Raw genomic sequence first — 15,065 nt, forward strand, 5'->3', positions numbered from 1 at the left:
AATTTTTGGCAAATTGGCGCTATTCTACAGTAATTTAGCTTTCAGATCTAATCTTAATTAATAAAATAGTAAAAATAAGCGTTATTAACTAAAAATTCACTGAAACTGCCAAAAAAGAAACTAAACTACTTCAAGTCAAGCACATCTTGCATGTCATAAAGTCCAGCTGGTTTATTTTTCAACCAGCCCGCAGCTCTTACAGCACCTAATGCGAAGGTCATTCTTGAACTTGCTTTATGAGTTAATTCTAGCCTTTCGCCAGAAGTTGCGAAATATGCAGTGTGTTCACCTACTATATCTCCGCCTCTCATGACTGAATAACCGATTTCATTTTGCGATTTTGCGTGTTCGTCATTGCTTCTATCAAAACGCGCGACTTCATCATGCTGCCAGCCTTTTGCTTCAGCAATAGCTTCACCAATTGCCAATGCAGTTCCCGATGGCGCATCGATTTTATGACGATGATGAGCTTCAAAAATTTCGATATCCATATCATCGCCAAACTTCACAGCCGCAGTCTGCACTAAGTTAAGCAGTAAATTCACGCCTACGCTATAGTTGCGGGCAAAAACAATCGGAATGTGTTTCGCGGCTTCATTAAGGGCATCCAGATCATCTTGGTTAAGGCCCGTAGTACCAATTACCATGGCGATATTTTTTTCGACCGCTGTTTTCAGGTGGTTGCGCATGCCTTGAGGTAAGGTGAAATCTATCAATACATCTGCATCTTTTACGTCTGTTTCTTTACTAAATGATACATCTGCTGATGCAGCGCTGTTTAATTGATTAACCGCACTATCTAAAAGTGGTGAGTTTTCGCGTACGTACGCGCCCGTTAATGTTGCGTCATCTTTTTTTGAGACTGCTTCTAAAAGTGCAAGTCCCATGCGGCCGTTTGCGCCAAATACACCTATGCGGTTCATATAGTTACCTTATCTATTCTTCTTAGCTGGCTGGATTTTATCGAAAACTCATGTAATAGTCAGGTTAGCTTATAAAAAATACAGAGCTAATTTTAGATTTATTAATAGAACAACAATAATAACAGATAGTCTTTGCATTTAGCCATCTATACATTTAAACTTCTTCCTTTGCGCCGATTTGGTCTTTGGCTTGCGGGCGCTGTTGTTGTCTTTTAGACACAACTAAATACAGCTAAAAGAAGTGTTTGGCTGTGTTATTGGTTATCTAACGAGGAATATGATGCAGCCATCATTTAATAAAACAAAAGCAAAACTTTCTTTGCTGCCGCTTTTGGTGTTTGTCGGCTTATTTTTAGGCGCTGGCTTATACTTACAGTCTCAAGGTGTCGATTACGCCTTCTATCAATTACCAGCTCCTGTGGCAATTTTACCTGCCATCATGCTGGCGTTTATCTTAAATAAAAATACCATCAACCACAGTGTTGAAACCTTTATTAAAGGTGCTGGCCATAGCAACATCATCACTATGTGTTTGATTTATTTGCTTGCTGGTGCGTTTTCTGCGGTTGCTGGTGCAACCGGTGGTGTTGATGCCGTTGTTAATGCGGGCTTATCACTTATTCCACCGGCTCTGTTACTACCAGGATTATTTTTAATTGCTGCGGTTGTGTCGACTGCGATGGGCACTTCTATGGGTACTATCGGTGCGATTGGCCCGATTGCTTATGCCGTCGCCCAAAAAACAGGCATTGATCCATCTCTGATGGCAGGCACGATTGTATCGGGTGCCATGTTTGGTGATAACTTATCAATCATCTCGGACACAACTATTGCTGCAACCCGCACGCAAGGCTGTGAAATGAAAGATAAATTCCGTGAGAACTTAAAAATCGCCTTACCTGCTGCGGCATTAACTATCGGCTTATTATTCTTCTTAACCCCTGCAGCAGAAGCTGTAGAGACACAAGACTTCGATATTTTATTAGTGTTACCTTATGCCTTTATCTTAGTGCTCGCGGTAATGGGCTTTAACGTATTCGTGGTGCTGTTTAGTGGTATTATCTTTGCCGCACTCATGGGCTTTACTGGCAGCTATGAAGGTGCAAGCTTTGTTAAAGATATTTATAAAGGCTTTACTGATATGCAGGAAATCTTCTTGCTATCGATGTTTATTGGTGGCCTTTCAGAGTTTATCCGTATTAATGGTGGTCTTGATTATATTGCTAACAAAATTCAAGCAATTACAAAAATCGTTGCAAAATGGCACCGTAAAGTTGCAGATCAATTAGGGATTGCAGCACTGGTTATGACCAGTAACTTATGCATCGCTAATAATACCGTGTCTATTATAGTTGCAGGCCCGATTGCTAAAAAATTAGCGGATGATGGTGAAATTACAGGAAAGCGTTCAGCAAGCTTACTTGATATTTTTGCTTGTGTTACGCAAGGCTCATTGCCGTATGGCGCACAAGCACTTCTACTGGGCGCAACCTTCAAAATTAGCCCATGGGAAGTCTCTACCTCTTCTTATTACTGCTTTATTCTTGCCTTTACTGCCGTTGCAGTAATTTGCTTACGCCGAAATAAAGCATAAGTTAAATAATTTTTTCTCTCGATACGCCCAAATATGGGCGTATCTGCTATAATCCTCACTTTATATCCCCCATTACACCATCAATATTGAGATATGAACTTGAAAAAGATCCTTTCTGTTGCTGCGCTTTGTGCAGTAAGTACTTCGAGCTATGCCGCTAATTGGAGCTCTACGCAATTACACGTTAATAACGGTGAACACAAAAACCCGTTTTCATTGACTAAGTCAAACACCACGGTTGTATCACTACAGCATGCGTCTGGTTATGACTATGGCGACAACTTCTTTTTTATTGATTACAGCAATGACGACCGTCAAGATGGTTATCAAGATAAAGACTTTTACGGCGAATGGTATTCAACATTCAGTTTATCAAAAATCTCTGGCAGTGATTTCTCATACGGCGCAATTACTGATGTAGGTTTAACGGCAGGTTTTAATGCCGCAGGCGATTCGAAAGTTCTTAAGTATTTACCGGGTGTAAAACTAAGCTGGCAAGCACCTGGCTTTAGCTTTTTATCTACTTTATTTACCGCTTACATCGATGACAGTGAAGGTGTAGCACGCGGTGGTGCTCCAACTGAAACGAACAGCTGGATGATTGATGTTGCTTGGGGCTACCCATTCACTATTGGCTCACAAAAGTTCAACGTAACAGGCCATGTTGAATACATTGCAGAGCGTGAAAATGAATTTGGCGAAGATGTTAAAGCGTGGATTTTAGCGCAGCCAATCATTACGTGGGATTTAGGTCACGCAATGAGCATGAAAGAAAACACCTTACTGCTAGGCCTTGAGTGGCAATACTGGCACAACAAGCTAGGTACAGACACAACTGAGTCAGTACCACAACTTCACGTTGAGTGGACGTTCTAATAAGCTGTAAGCTGAAAAAAATAAAAGCCTGTAGCCAGTTAAACTACAGGCTTTGTTATATCTAAATAACAAAATTTGACATACATTCGCTCATAGTTCTAAAGTTAGAATTTAGGGGAATGTCATGAATAAATCATTTATCATTAGTAGCTTATTAATTTTAACCACTTCTTTCTTAGCCAATACAGCTGAGCTTAAACCTGCGATAAAGTGCGGTTTGCCTAAACCATATACAATGCCAAAACTTAACCAAGCTACTTACGACGGAAAGGCTTGTTTTTGCCAAGCAAATAATTGTAATTGGAAAGATATAGATATCACTCCATTAGTTGAAAGTATATCTATGGTCAGTATGGCGCGAAAATGTGGTATTCCTGAGCAGCTACCAGCTCCTACATTGGAGCAGTTAACTTACCCAGGAAAGGTGTGTATTTTTGAAAATAATAGATATCATTGGCAGAATGTCGATATTCAACCTTTGATCAATTGATCATAACTTACACTGTGGAGTTTTACCCTTTGCTCGCGCCGCTTGTTGGGCTTTTAATGCTTCCGACATATGCTTTTGAAGCTCTTTGATGCGGTTACCCGGTGCTGGGTGAGTCGACATAAACTCAGGTGTACCGCTACTGCCAGCAGCACTCATATTTTGCCAAAGCGACACTGATTGCTCTGGGTTAAACCCTGCTTTTGCCATTAAATCTAAGCCAACAATATCCGCTTCTGATTCATGTGAGCGGCTAAATGGTAAAACAACACCATACTGTGCGCCTAAGCCTAAGGCTTGCATAATTTCGCCACGATATTGAACATTACCCATATCAAGTGCTGCACCACCAACTTGTAGGCCTGTTTGTAACAGTGCGTTTTGTGATACACGCTCATTAGAGTGCTCAGCAATAACATGTGCAACTTCGTGACCTAGTACTGTAGCCAATTGGTCTTGGTTTACAGCGACTTTTAATAAACCTGTATGAACACCAATATACCCCCCCGGTAATGCAAATGCATTTGCTGAATCTTCTTCAAATACAACAACTTCCCAAGACTGCTTGGCATACTCTTTAGGTAAAACCGCAATAACATCATCGGCAATACACTTTACATAAGCATTGACACCTGGATCAGTATTAACAGGCTGTGTTTTTTTCATTTCAGCAAAGCTTGCTTGACCCATTTGGCTCATTTGTTGATCTGAATAAAGTGCGATTTGGGTACGTCCCGTAGGAGAGGTTTTACAGCCAGCTAAAACAGCGGTGGCCAACACTGCCATGATTAACTTTTTCATACTAGTCCTTCAAATACTTTGTGTAATTGAGGCTAATATAGCAAAGCATTGCTTAATTTTATATGAAAATGAACAATCACCCACTCAGTTGTTACCATTTAGTTAATTCTTTTACTTAGCAGGCAAACTAAGTTCACCACAGTGACTCACACTGCTACAATAGTGACCTACTATTTGATGAATGAGTAAACAATGCCTTCCCCTGAGACTTTAAATAAACGCATTTTATTACCTTTACTGGCAAGTATTGTCGCGATTACGCCTTTGGCAATTGATCTATATTTACCAGCGATGTTGGTGATTGCCAACGACTTGCAAACAACCATGCCAAATGTGCAAATATCACTCAGCATCTATTTAGCAGGTTATGCTCTTGGCATGCTTTTTTTTGGCCCGATTGCCGATGAACTTGGTAGGCGATTACTTGCTAAAGTGGGTTTAGCGCTATTTGGTATTAGCTCATTAGCATTGGCGTTTTGTACTAACATCGAATTATTTTGGTCTTTAAGAGCTGTGCAAGCATTCACAGGTGCCGCTGCAACCGTTGTAGTGCCGGGTATTATTCGCCATATTTACCGAGAGAACACAGCCAAAGGCATGTCTTATGTCTCAATGATCATGATGGTTGCCCCATTAATTGCTCCTACTCTAGGCTCATTGATCATGGGTATTTCGACATGGCAGGTTATTTTTATTGCATTGGCGGCCTACAGTTTTGCTATTTTAGCCTTGGTGCAAATTCATTTAATCGATATTCCAATCTTTAAGAGTCAGCAACGTGGTTTGGCACTGTTCTTTAATAGTTATAAAACGGTATTTTCACGCCGCAGTGCCCTTGCCGATATTGCCAGTTCCATGTTTGCCTCATTCGCATTCTTTTGCTTTTTAACATCGGTACCTTATGTATATCTCGATTTCTTCAAAGTAGATGAGCAATTGTTCGGTGTGTTATTCGCCTTTAACGTGTTGGCTTTAATGTTCGGTAACTTTATGAATACACGTTTAGTGCCGCGCTTGGGTTCTCGTAAACTGTTATTTATTGGCCTTAGCATTGGCTTTGTGTCTGGTGGGGCATTGTTATTATTCAGTGTGCTGCATTTATCACTGTATTTTATCGTAGCAAGCATCGCACCACTGATGATGAGCTTAGGTATTGTCGCGAGTAATGCGGACTCATTGATACTGATGCAATTTGAAGAAAAATCAGGCACTGCAACAGCTGTTATTGGTACCCTGAGATTCGGCAGTGGCGCTCTCGTTGGGCCTATTCTTGCTTTTGTTCACCCACAAAGTGCTATTCCATTTTCTGCGATGATGTTCAGCGCACTGATACTTATCTTACTCGTGCAGCTTTGGCATCGAAAACAATACCAAACGAGTTAAATACTTAAACATAATTGGTAAAAAAAATGCCTGTAATTAACAGGCATTTTTTTATTTTTCTTTAAAGCTTATTCAGCTTCTTTTGATACCATAACCATTGCAGGGCGTAATAAACGGCCATTTAATGTATAACCTTTTTGCATTACTGCAAGAACAGTGTTAGGTGCTACATCATTGCTTGGTTGAATTGACATTGCTTGATGGAATTCAGGGTTAAATTGCTCACCCTGTGGGTTAACAATTTCAACACCGAATTTTGATACCGCATCATTAAAGCTCTTAACAGTCATTTCGATACCTTCAAGCACAGGTTTAAGCTGCTCATTTTCTTTATCAGAAAACTCAATTGCGCGCTCTAGGTTATCGATAACTGGTAATAATTCGTTAGCAAACTTTTCAAGTGCAAACTTATGCGCTTTTTCTACATCTTGAGCGGCACGACGACGCATGTTCTCAACATCTGCAGCAGCACGAACAACACTGTCTTTTTGATCGTTAATAGTTTGTTTAGCCGCTTCTAATTCGCTGTGTAGTAAAGCGATTTCAGCTTCAGGGCTCATTTCTTCGCCGTCAACTTGTTCAGCTGCTTTTTCTGCAGCTTCTACTTCAGCTTGCATTTGTTCAAATTCTTCGTTTAGTTCAACTTCTTGCTCTGGTGATTTTGTCTGCTCAGACATAGCTTACATGCTCCAATTCTTTACAACTGCGGTAATTATGGGGATTGAATTAAAAGATTCAAGAGGCTGATGAGCCGATTAACTTAAATTCTTGGATGATTGCTTCTATTTGCGCTGATTTTGGACAAATTACGCAAAATCGGCTCTGGTATTCATGGTTATTAAAATAAGGAACGCTGATCACCATCAACTCATTACAATCTGTAAATGGCAATTGCTCTGTGTTTAATACCGATACACCATTTTTAAATGCAAGTTTATCTTCAACAAAATTTAAAAACGATACACCTATATTTAAACTGGTTTGACAATCAACTTGGCGGTAAAGGTAGTTTTCACCGACCACAATACTGTTGTCTGAACCAAGCTTTTGGCTTAATTGCCGAGTCCATTGTGTTAGTGAATCATGGCAATTATTTGGTGCCGTGCCTGCCATTGCCTGCATACGATATAAGCCTTCCATTAAGGTTTGCTGACTAAACACGGTATTAAGCCAAGTAGCAAACTGGTAACGAACGGCATCAGATGAATCTTCAGGTTTGGTAATGCAAATGTTATGGCTTTGCCCTGCTCTATCTATTAGTAGAATTAGCCAATTGCTACCATCAAAATCAAGTACCTCTACTCGAAAGACCAACTGTGAGCTGACTTGAGGTAAGCCCACACAACAACACACTTTATAGCGCTGACTCAAACCATGGGCAAGCTCGACTAATTGTGCTTGCTCAGGCTGCCAATATGGTGCGATTTCAGGTAGAGCAAAAAACTCATCAAGCCAATAATCAAAACCGGCATTGGTTGGTACGCGGCCAGCAGAAGTATGCGGCGAATAGAGTAAGCCCACTTTTTCTAGCCGTGCCATAGCATTACGCACTGTAGCTGAACATACCGCCATGCCTTTTTGTTTGGCAATACGAGTTGAGGCTACAGGCTGACCTTCCCCGTTACAGTAAAGGCTCATCACAGCTGAAAAAATTTGTTGGTCGCGCGGATTTAATTTCATAATTCATACATCTTGCTTCTTGCCAGTGGATATTTGGGCGCAGCAAGTTTATTTCAAGTTATTTTCAAAGCATTAATTTTTAATGTAATCTATCGATATGAAAGTTTAAGTGCAAATAACATGGATTCACCGTTTAAAACCATAGGTTTAATTGGCAAACCTAATCACAGCGGGGCAGCTGCCACACTTGCTCGCCTGCACACATTTTTGCGAGCCTTGGGTTTCGAAGTGCTAGTAGAACAGCGCACTGGACGTCAACTTGAAGACCTTCCTCAAGAAAATCTAGTTAAATTGGTAGATTTAGGTGAACGAGCAGACTTAGCCATAGTCGTCGGTGGTGATGGCAATATGCTTGGCGCAGCTCGAGTATTAGCGCGTTTTGATGTCGCTGTGATTGGCGTAAACCGTGGCAACTTAGGCTTTTTAACTGACTTAAACCCAGAAGGTTTTGAAGCGAGCCTAGAACAAGTGTTAAGTGGCCAGTTCCTTGAGGAAAAACGCTTCTTGCTTGAAGTTGAAGTATATCGCCATGCCGAACTCAAAAGTGCAAACTTGGCAGTGAATGAAGCGGTACTTCATGCTGATAAAGTTGCGCATATGATCGAGTTTGAGGCCTTTATTAATAACGACTTTGTATTCTCTCAACGCTCTGATGGATTAATCGTTTCAACACCAACTGGCTCAACAGCTTATTCATTATCTGGCGGCGGGCCTATTTTAACCCCTGAGCTGAATGCGATTTCATTAGTTCCTATGTTCCCGCACACATTATCAAGCCGTCCTCTTGTGGTTGACGCTGACAATGAAGTACGTTTAAAGCTTAGCCTCGAAAATACCGACAGCCTACAAGTCAGCTGTGATAGTCACGTAGTTTTAGCTGTATTACCTGGTGACGAAGTAGTGATTAAAAAAGCAGACAAGCGTCTACGTTTGATTCACCCAAAGGAATACTCTTACTACAATGTATTAAGAAAAAAATTAAATTGGGGAAGCCGCTTATTTTAAGTGGCTTTTTTATCTCAAGCTAATTGCCAAGGCGTATTGATTAGCGCAAAATAATAAGACTAAAAGCTGTATTTTTTAAAGGATTCTAAGGCGAAATGAGTTATATCGTTTTTCTTGCTCTATTATTACTTATCACCTTACTAGGTTGTTACTGGGTGGTTGAGAGCAATCGTCGTAAAGCTATTGAAGCTGAAAAAAAACGTTTTAATCAACGAGTCAAAGAAATCAATAATGACTTTAAAAATAAATTAATTGATTTTAGCGAAGGCAAAATTATCCGCCCTAAGAATATTTCGCGCCTAAATATGATCACCAGCAATTACTTTGTAGTGCAAGCGCACAATGAAGAAAATCTCACTTACCTCGAATTCATTAGCGATTTGCTTATCAACACAATCATAATGGAAGCCAGTAAAGCGCAAAGCCCTGAGGAAATTGATCAGCTCGCTGACAGGTTACAGTATTTTATGGCTGAATTGCCTTACAACGGCATCGAGTACAATAAAGCGTTTTATCAAGAAGCCTTACCATCGCTGATTGAAGTAATTAAATATCAGTCCCCCACCGATTTACAGGACGATCAGCCGCTAGCCCAGAGCACGCAAGCTACAAATGAATCAGTCCAAGAAAATCAACTGCCAGAATTAAGCAAAGCTTAAAAATTTAATTTGCAAAACCCGAAAACACTGTATAAATTAACAGTTAATTGACTGGATGGATAAACAGTATGTTAATCGGGTTAGAAATTAAAAACTTTGCCATTGTAAGTAATTTAAGTACTGAGTGGCACAATGGTATGACAGCTATTACAGGTGAAACGGGTGCAGGTAAATCAATTGCAATTGATGCCCTGTCATTATGTTTAGGCGAGCGTGCAGATGCAGGTGCTGTTCGCCCAGGTACGGATCGTGCAGAAATTTGTGCACAATTTGATATTAGCCAACTCCCTCTTGCCCAGCACTTTTTAGAGCAACATTTACTCTCAAACAGTGAAGGCGAATGTTTACTACGCCGTGTTATTTGCAAAAATGGCCGCAGCAAGAGCTACATTAATGGCAGCTCAGTTACCGCTGCACAATTAAAAGAGATAGGTCAGTATTTAATTTCTATTCACGGGCAACATGCCCATCAGCATTTATTAAAAGCTGAACATCAGTTGCACCTGCTTGATGCCTATGCCGGCCACAACCAGCTATTAGCTGATGTTAAAGAGCGCTTTAAAGCCTACCAAGCATTAATTAAAGAATTTAATCAACTTGAAAAACAACAGCAGCAACAAGCAGCTCAAAAGCAATTACTGGAGTATCAAGTAGCTGAACTTGATGAATTTGCCCTGCAACCGGGTGAGTTCGAAGAGATTGAAGCTGAGCATCATAAACTAAGCCATAGCCAGACTATTTTAGAGTCATGCCAACGTGAGCTACAACACTTATACGAAAGTGATGAGCAAAGTGCGTGTTCATTGCTGCAACATAGCGCCCAACAATTTACAGAGCTGGCAAGCTACGATGAAAGCTTATCTAGCATAGCATCATTACTGAGTGAAGCTGCCGTTCAAGTTGAAGAAGCTAGCCGCGAGATACGCAGCTATGTTGATGTAACTGATTTAGACCCTGCCCGGTTAGACGAAGTTGAAACGCGTTTAACAGGTGCTATGGACCTTGCCCGTAAACATCATATAAAACCAGAAGAGCTGGTAGAATTTCATCAGTCAATCGCAGAAGAGTTAGCATCAATTAGTTATAACAGCGACCGCCTTGTTGCACTCGAAAGCGAAATTAACAATGCCCTTGAGCAATATAAACAAGCAGCAAAACTGTTATGTGAAAGCCGCCATAAATACGCAGATACGCTTAATCAATTAATTAGTGATAGCATGGCTAACTTATCAATGGAAAACGGCAGGTTTGCGATTGATATTCAACAAACTAGCGATAAAGCGCCAAGTGCAATGGGTTTTGATACTGTGTCGTTTTTAGTATCTACCAACCCAGGTCAACCGTTACAAGCACTGTCTAAAGTGGCTTCTGGTGGTGAGTTATCGCGAATTAGTTTAGCTATTCAGGTCATTATTGCTCAGCGTGTTACAACGCCGACTCTTATTTTCGATGAAGTAGATGTGGGTATTTCTGGACCAACCGCTTCTGCAGTTGGCAAGCTTTTACGCCAATTAGGTAAATCAACTCAAGTTATTTGTGTAACTCACTTGCCGCAGGTTGCAAGCTCTGGACATCAGCAATTTTTTGTAGCTAAAGAAATTGCAAACGGCGAAACCTACACTCAAATGAATAAGCTATCTAAAGAAGGCCGTATTGATGAAATTGCCCGACTACTTGCCGGTGACAATATCAGTAAAATGGCTAGAGCAAATGCCAAAGAGCTTATAAGCGCACACGCATAACCCATTTTTAGCTATGAAACTTAGATTGTTGATGAATTTGATGGTATAGAGTTTATAAATGAAAAATAAAAATATACTTACAGCTTTGGGTCTTGCCTTAATAACGCTTAACTCAGGGCATTCGTTTGGCGCAGTGGTTGAACCACCCTATAACGATACGCAGTTATTCGTTGCTTTATTTAAATGTATTTTGTTTGTCTTGCCCTCAACTACATTGTTGCTGGTTCTATGGAGTCGCTGGAAGCACTTAAGATTTAAGCAATTATTACAAACAGTATTAAATTATTCATTGGTCATCATGTTAGCTAGCCTGATAATGGTTAATCATCTAACAGCTGAGCTTTCATCATGGTTAGTTGTGTTTGCAGGTATTCATTCATTGCTTGTTGGCATTAATTATTTATTGGTTAAACAACACACTAACAAGATAAAAAATACACTTACTAGTTGCTGGTAATGAAATTACTTTGGCTGCAAAAAAAATCGCGAAACAGCACGTTTCGCGATTTTAGTTCTTATTTGCTGATTAGCGTTATTCGATTTCGCTAGCTAAATATATCAAATTCATAAATAAACGGTCTGTCATACTACTAACTCCGGTACCATTGGTATAATTACCAACTTTATTTTGAGAGTTAATAATTGCATTATCTGCGAGTAATATATCACCCGATTTCAAGTCAAAAACCACTGTCGGTAAGCCATCTGGATTGACAGCTAACACTTGGCTTTCTTCTGGCATTACTGAGAAGTACCCCTTTGAACCACCGGCCTGATAAAAGCGTGTAACCTCTCCAAAAGGACCTGCAAATATAGCTTGTTGTATTTGAGAGTTTAAACCTTCTGGGTTTTGGGTATTTGGTCCATCTATGTAGCCTTCTCTGGTTACTGTATAACCCCACTTTGAATACACCTTCTCGTCAGTCATATCGGAATCTGATGCTATGATGACAACATTTCCTTTCTTCTCTGACCAATTATATAGCTCTGCAATTTCAGTTTCAGTAAAATCACTGTTGTAAAAACTACCCATAAAGAAGATATCAGTGTTATAGCTTTCAATCGCTTCCTGAGTAATTGAGCCTGATGCCGCAAAATCATGATTAACCGATACTGATTTAGCTACAACCCCACTTTCACCAAAATTTTCTGGACTTGCAAGTTTAGCCATCGGTAAATCAAACAAGTAAGCGTTTAATGTGTAGTTTTGCCATCGTGCCTTTCTTTGCTTATCAATACTCGTAATTACAAGCGACTCTACTCCTGTACTACAAGTAGGCTGCGCATAACATGCAACAGGCTTTAGAGTATTTAGTGCTAAATCGTTTATTCGCACTGGGTATGTCCCCAATGTGCATGTTTTACCCGTTTCGATTGATGCTTTATATAATTTAGTAATATTAAAATTACCTTGATCATTAATGACTTCACGGGAAATTACCAATTCGTCATTTTGATTTAGAGCAGCACCTGTTACCGTCGTTAAACCATGTTCAGATTTTTTTGTTAACTCCAGTGTTTCCGGATCCAATAAAAAAATGCTTGTGGCAGAGATGAGGTAAACCTCACCATTTTTAACAACCATGTCGCCACGCAGAATATCTGAACTACTATCGTAGCCCTTCATATTGCCTAAGAACTGAGTTTCACCTGAATCAATAGCAACCTGGTAAAGCTTACTCCCTTTAGAGCCATAAATAACGTCTTTGTTAGGGTCATAAGCAAGACGGGTCATAGGGTTAGTACGTGCCACTACAGTGTGTTTGCCTGTAGACATATCAACATAGGCGAGTTGTGTAAATCGATACTTGTCGGCTTTTATAGGCAGATCATTTAACTCTTCATCTGATAAGTTGAGAACACTCGTATCCAGTTTATAAGTTAAAGGTCTTGGGGCTGAAACATAATAGAGTCTATTTCGATAGCTATCAAAAGCCATTGCTGCGGATGAGAACTTTGCAGCAGAATGAATGTTAGCCGTTTGCGCTTGCTCATCTAAAGAAAAAACGAAGCCCGAGCTCCCTCTCCCTGAGTTGATTCCATATAACTCACCCGAACATTCAGACGCGCTAAGGCCAGCAGGTATTAAGCCTAAAAGGCTAACTGTAGATAATAAAAACTTTTTCATTTTAAATTCCTTTCAATGTAAAAATAACTCACTTCCTGTTCAACTTTATTACTATCCTCCTTATAATTTTGAACGAAATTGATATAAAACTCACAAACAAAATCGCGAGACCACAAGCCTCGCGATTTCAATTAGCGTTTAAAATTACAATTAATCGATTTCACTCGCATAATTGATTAAGTTCATAAATAAACGGTCTGACATGCTCGATACCTCGGTACCATCAGTAAAGTTGTCTTCTTTATTTTGTGTTGTCAGCATACCGCTATCAGCAAGTATTATGTCGCCTGTTGCAGCATCTAAAACAATTGTAGGCAAGCCATCCTGATTTACAGCTAAGACTTGAGTCCCTGAAGGCATTTCAGAGAAGTAACCTTTTGCGCCACCAGCTTGGAAAAAGCGAGATACTTCACCAAATGGTCCTGCAAAGATTGCCTCTTGAGCTGCACTACCTACTCCTTCTGGGTTTTGTGTATTTGGACCATCAACATAACCATCGCGAGTAACTGTATAGCCCCAAGTCGTATACACTTTTTCTTCAGGGTAGTCAGAATCACCCGCTATTATCGCTACGTTTCCTTTTTTAAGGGACCAATTGTAAGCTTCATTTAATTCGCTATCTGTGAAGTCGCTTTTGTGGAAACTACCAATAAAGAAAACATCGGTGCCATAAGCATCTATCGCAGCTTCAGTAATCGAATTTGCCGCTGCAAAATCATGATTTACAGATACTGTTTTATAAACAGTTCCCTGTTCACCAAAGTTTTCTGTACTTAAAAGCTTCGCAAGTGGTTTATCCATTAAGTGGCCATTTAGTGTATAACCTTGCCAGGTTGCTTTTCTTAGCGTATCAATACTTGTAACAACAAAAGAGTCTGGCTCTACACTACATGTAGCTTGAGCATAGCAAGCAACTGGTTTTGCTGTATTTAGCGCCAAATCATTTATGCGCATCGGGTAGGTTCCCATTGCACACGTTTTGCCAGTCTCAATCGATGCTTTATATAACTTGGTAGTATTATAGTGACCTTGATCGTTTATAATTTCTCTAGAAATTAATAGCTCACCATTTTGATCAAGCGCAGCACCTGTAACAGCAATTAAGCCATGCTCTGATTTTTTCGTTAACTCCAATGTGTTCAAATTAACGGAAAAAATACTCGTAGCACTGATCAAAAATAGTTGGCCATCTTTAAAAACCATATCACCGCGTAAAATATCTGAGCTGTCGCCATAGCCAGTTAAGTTACCAAGTAATGTAGTTTTTCCTGATACAGGATCAACAGTATATAACTTGCTTCCTTTAGAGCCGTACATCATGTCAGTATTAGCGTCATAAGCCAGTCGAGTCATTGGATTAGATCGAGAAACTACTGTGTGTTCACCAGTTGCCATATCAACATAAGCAAGCTGAGTATATTTGTATTTAGCCCCCTTAATTGGCAGATCTTTTAACTCATCTTCAGATAAGTTCAAATCACTAGGATCAAGTTTGTAAGTTAGCGGTCGAGGAGCTGAAACATAATATAAGCGATCCCTTGCACTATCATAGGCTATAGCAGCAGAAGAAAACTTTGCTTTTGAGTGAATAGCGGCTGTTTGCTCTTGCTCATTTAAAGAAAAAACAATGCCTAGATGGCCGCGACCAGAATTAATTCCATACAACTCACCCGTACATTCATTAGCGACTACATTTGTAGATAAAGCACTTGTGACTGCAAGAACTGAAAGTAGCGATTTTTTCATATTATTACACCTAAAAATTAGGCCGACTAACTAAAATAATT

At 39.9% G+C, this 15,065-nt stretch carries 14 protein-coding genes; 8 read left to right on the forward strand and 6 right to left on the reverse strand.

All coding sequences use genetic code 11. The features are described from left to right. Positions 1 to 125: 125 nt before the first annotated feature. Positions 126 to 923, reverse strand: a complete 798-nt coding sequence (gene dapB, locus L1266_RS02560; RefSeq protein ID WP_138615973.1) for a 4-hydroxy-tetrahydrodipicolinate reductase — start codon at positions 921 to 923, stop codon at positions 126 to 128. A gap of 280 nt (positions 924 to 1,203) precedes the next feature. Between dapB and L1266_RS02565 the strand changes: the two genes are divergently transcribed. The 3 genes from L1266_RS02565 (at position 1,204) to L1266_RS02575 (ending at position 3,883) form a co-directional block, all read left to right on the forward strand. Beyond that, complete coding sequence (locus L1266_RS02565; protein WP_054551511.1) at positions 1,204 to 2,517, forward strand: Na+/H+ antiporter NhaC family protein; 1,314 nt, start codon at positions 1,204 to 1,206, stop codon at positions 2,515 to 2,517. Positions 2,518 to 2,610: 93 nt separating this feature from the next. Next, a complete protein-coding gene (locus L1266_RS02570) occupies positions 2,611 to 3,393 on the forward strand; it encodes an outer membrane protein OmpK (RefSeq protein WP_054551512.1) in 783 nt (260 codons plus the stop codon). A 124-nt stretch (positions 3,394 to 3,517) separates the two neighbouring features. Continuing rightward, complete coding sequence (locus tag L1266_RS02575; RefSeq protein WP_235376783.1) at positions 3,518 to 3,883, forward strand: hypothetical protein; 366 nt, start codon at positions 3,518 to 3,520, stop codon at positions 3,881 to 3,883. Here the strand turns inward: L1266_RS02575 and L1266_RS02580 are convergent, their stop codons facing one another. After that, the gene (locus L1266_RS02580) at positions 3,884 to 4,681 is read right to left on the reverse strand and encodes a M48 family metallopeptidase (RefSeq protein WP_235376784.1); all 798 of its coding nucleotides are present in this window, start codon (positions 4,679 to 4,681) and stop codon (positions 3,884 to 3,886) included. Positions 4,682 to 4,873: 192 nt separating this feature from the next. Here L1266_RS02580 and L1266_RS02585 point away from each other — a divergent pair, with 192 nt between their 5' ends. Then, a complete protein-coding gene (locus L1266_RS02585; RefSeq protein WP_235376786.1) occupies positions 4,874 to 6,064 on the forward strand; it encodes a Bcr/CflA family efflux MFS transporter in 1,191 nt (396 codons plus the stop codon). A gap of 68 nt (positions 6,065 to 6,132) precedes the next feature. Here the strand turns inward: L1266_RS02585 and grpE are convergent, their stop codons facing one another. Both grpE and L1266_RS02595 read right to left on the reverse strand, forming a co-directional pair. Then, positions 6,133 to 6,741, reverse strand: a complete 609-nt coding sequence (gene grpE / locus L1266_RS02590) for a nucleotide exchange factor GrpE (RefSeq protein ID WP_054551515.1) — start codon at positions 6,739 to 6,741, stop codon at positions 6,133 to 6,135. 58 nt (positions 6,742 to 6,799) lie between these two features. Beyond that, on the reverse strand, positions 6,800 to 7,744 hold the full coding sequence (locus L1266_RS02595; protein WP_054551516.1) for an HrcA family transcriptional regulator: 945 nt from the start codon (positions 7,742 to 7,744) through the stop codon (positions 6,800 to 6,802). A gap of 120 nt (positions 7,745 to 7,864) precedes the next feature. On the opposite strand from L1266_RS02595, the gene nadK reads away from it, so the two are divergent. The 4 genes from nadK to L1266_RS02615 all read left to right on the forward strand — a co-directional run bounded on the left by nadK (position 7,865) and on the right by L1266_RS02615 (position 11,607). Next, positions 7,865 to 8,749 (forward strand): NAD(+) kinase, encoded by an 885-nt coding sequence (gene nadK, locus L1266_RS02600; RefSeq protein WP_166340406.1) that lies wholly within the window; start codon positions 7,865 to 7,867, stop codon positions 8,747 to 8,749. Positions 8,750 to 8,844: 95 nt separating this feature from the next. Further along, positions 8,845 to 9,408: a hypothetical protein gene (locus tag L1266_RS02605; RefSeq protein ID WP_235376788.1), complete on the forward strand. Its 564-nt coding sequence runs from the start codon at positions 8,845 to 8,847 to the stop codon at positions 9,406 to 9,408. Between the two features lie 68 nt (positions 9,409 to 9,476). Then, positions 9,477 to 11,150, forward strand: coding sequence for a DNA repair protein RecN (recN, locus tag L1266_RS02610; RefSeq protein ID WP_235376790.1), 1,674 nt, complete (start codon positions 9,477 to 9,479; stop codon positions 11,148 to 11,150). A gap of 58 nt (positions 11,151 to 11,208) precedes the next feature. Beyond that, a complete protein-coding gene (locus tag L1266_RS02615; protein WP_235376791.1) occupies positions 11,209 to 11,607 on the forward strand; it encodes a hypothetical protein in 399 nt (132 codons plus the stop codon). 75 nt (positions 11,608 to 11,682) lie between these two features. Here L1266_RS02615 and L1266_RS02620 read toward each other — a convergent pair whose 3' ends face one another. Then, on the reverse strand, positions 11,683 to 13,278 hold the full coding sequence (locus L1266_RS02620) for a hypothetical protein (protein ID WP_235376792.1): 1,596 nt from the start codon (positions 13,276 to 13,278) through the stop codon (positions 11,683 to 11,685). 150 nt (positions 13,279 to 13,428) lie between these two features. Further along, positions 13,429 to 15,024, reverse strand: a complete 1,596-nt coding sequence (locus L1266_RS02625) for a hypothetical protein (RefSeq protein ID WP_235376793.1) — start codon at positions 15,022 to 15,024, stop codon at positions 13,429 to 13,431. Between the last annotated feature and the right edge of the window lie 41 nt (positions 15,025 to 15,065).

Source organism: Pseudoalteromonas sp. Cn5-37, assembly GCF_021532495.1.
Classification (GTDB): domain Bacteria; phylum Pseudomonadota; class Gammaproteobacteria; order Enterobacterales; family Alteromonadaceae; genus Pseudoalteromonas; species Pseudoalteromonas simplex.

Coding starts and splice junctions, on each gene's coding strand:
- L1266_RS02615 (WP_235376791.1), top strand. CDS start 11,209: ATGAAAAATAAAAATATACTTACAGCTTTGGGTCTTGCCTTAATAACG.
- L1266_RS02605 (WP_235376788.1), top strand. CDS start 8,845: ATGAGTTATATCGTTTTTCTTGCTCTATTATTACTTATCACCTTACTA.
- L1266_RS02565 (WP_054551511.1), top strand. CDS start 1,204: ATGCAGCCATCATTTAATAAAACAAAAGCAAAACTTTCTTTGCTGCCG.
- grpE (WP_054551515.1), bottom strand. CDS start 6,741: ATGTCTGAGCAGACAAAATCACCAGAGCAAGAAGTTGAACTAAACGAA.
- L1266_RS02595 (WP_054551516.1), bottom strand. CDS start 7,744: ATGAAATTAAATCCGCGCGACCAACAAATTTTTTCAGCTGTGATGAGC.
- L1266_RS02575 (WP_235376783.1), top strand. CDS start 3,518: ATGAATAAATCATTTATCATTAGTAGCTTATTAATTTTAACCACTTCT.
- L1266_RS02580 (WP_235376784.1), bottom strand. CDS start 4,681: ATGAAAAAGTTAATCATGGCAGTGTTGGCCACCGCTGTTTTAGCTGGC.
- L1266_RS02585 (WP_235376786.1), top strand. CDS start 4,874: ATGCCTTCCCCTGAGACTTTAAATAAACGCATTTTATTACCTTTACTG.
- L1266_RS02570 (WP_054551512.1), top strand. CDS start 2,611: ATGAACTTGAAAAAGATCCTTTCTGTTGCTGCGCTTTGTGCAGTAAGT.
- nadK (WP_166340406.1), top strand. CDS start 7,865: ATGGATTCACCGTTTAAAACCATAGGTTTAATTGGCAAACCTAATCAC.
- L1266_RS02620 (WP_235376792.1), bottom strand. CDS start 13,278: ATGAAAAAGTTTTTATTATCTACAGTTAGCCTTTTAGGCTTAATACCT.
- L1266_RS02625 (WP_235376793.1), bottom strand. CDS start 15,024: ATGAAAAAATCGCTACTTTCAGTTCTTGCAGTCACAAGTGCTTTATCT.
- recN (WP_235376790.1), top strand. CDS start 9,477: ATGTTAATCGGGTTAGAAATTAAAAACTTTGCCATTGTAAGTAATTTA.
- dapB (WP_138615973.1), bottom strand. CDS start 923: ATGAACCGCATAGGTGTATTTGGCGCAAACGGCCGCATGGGACTTGCA.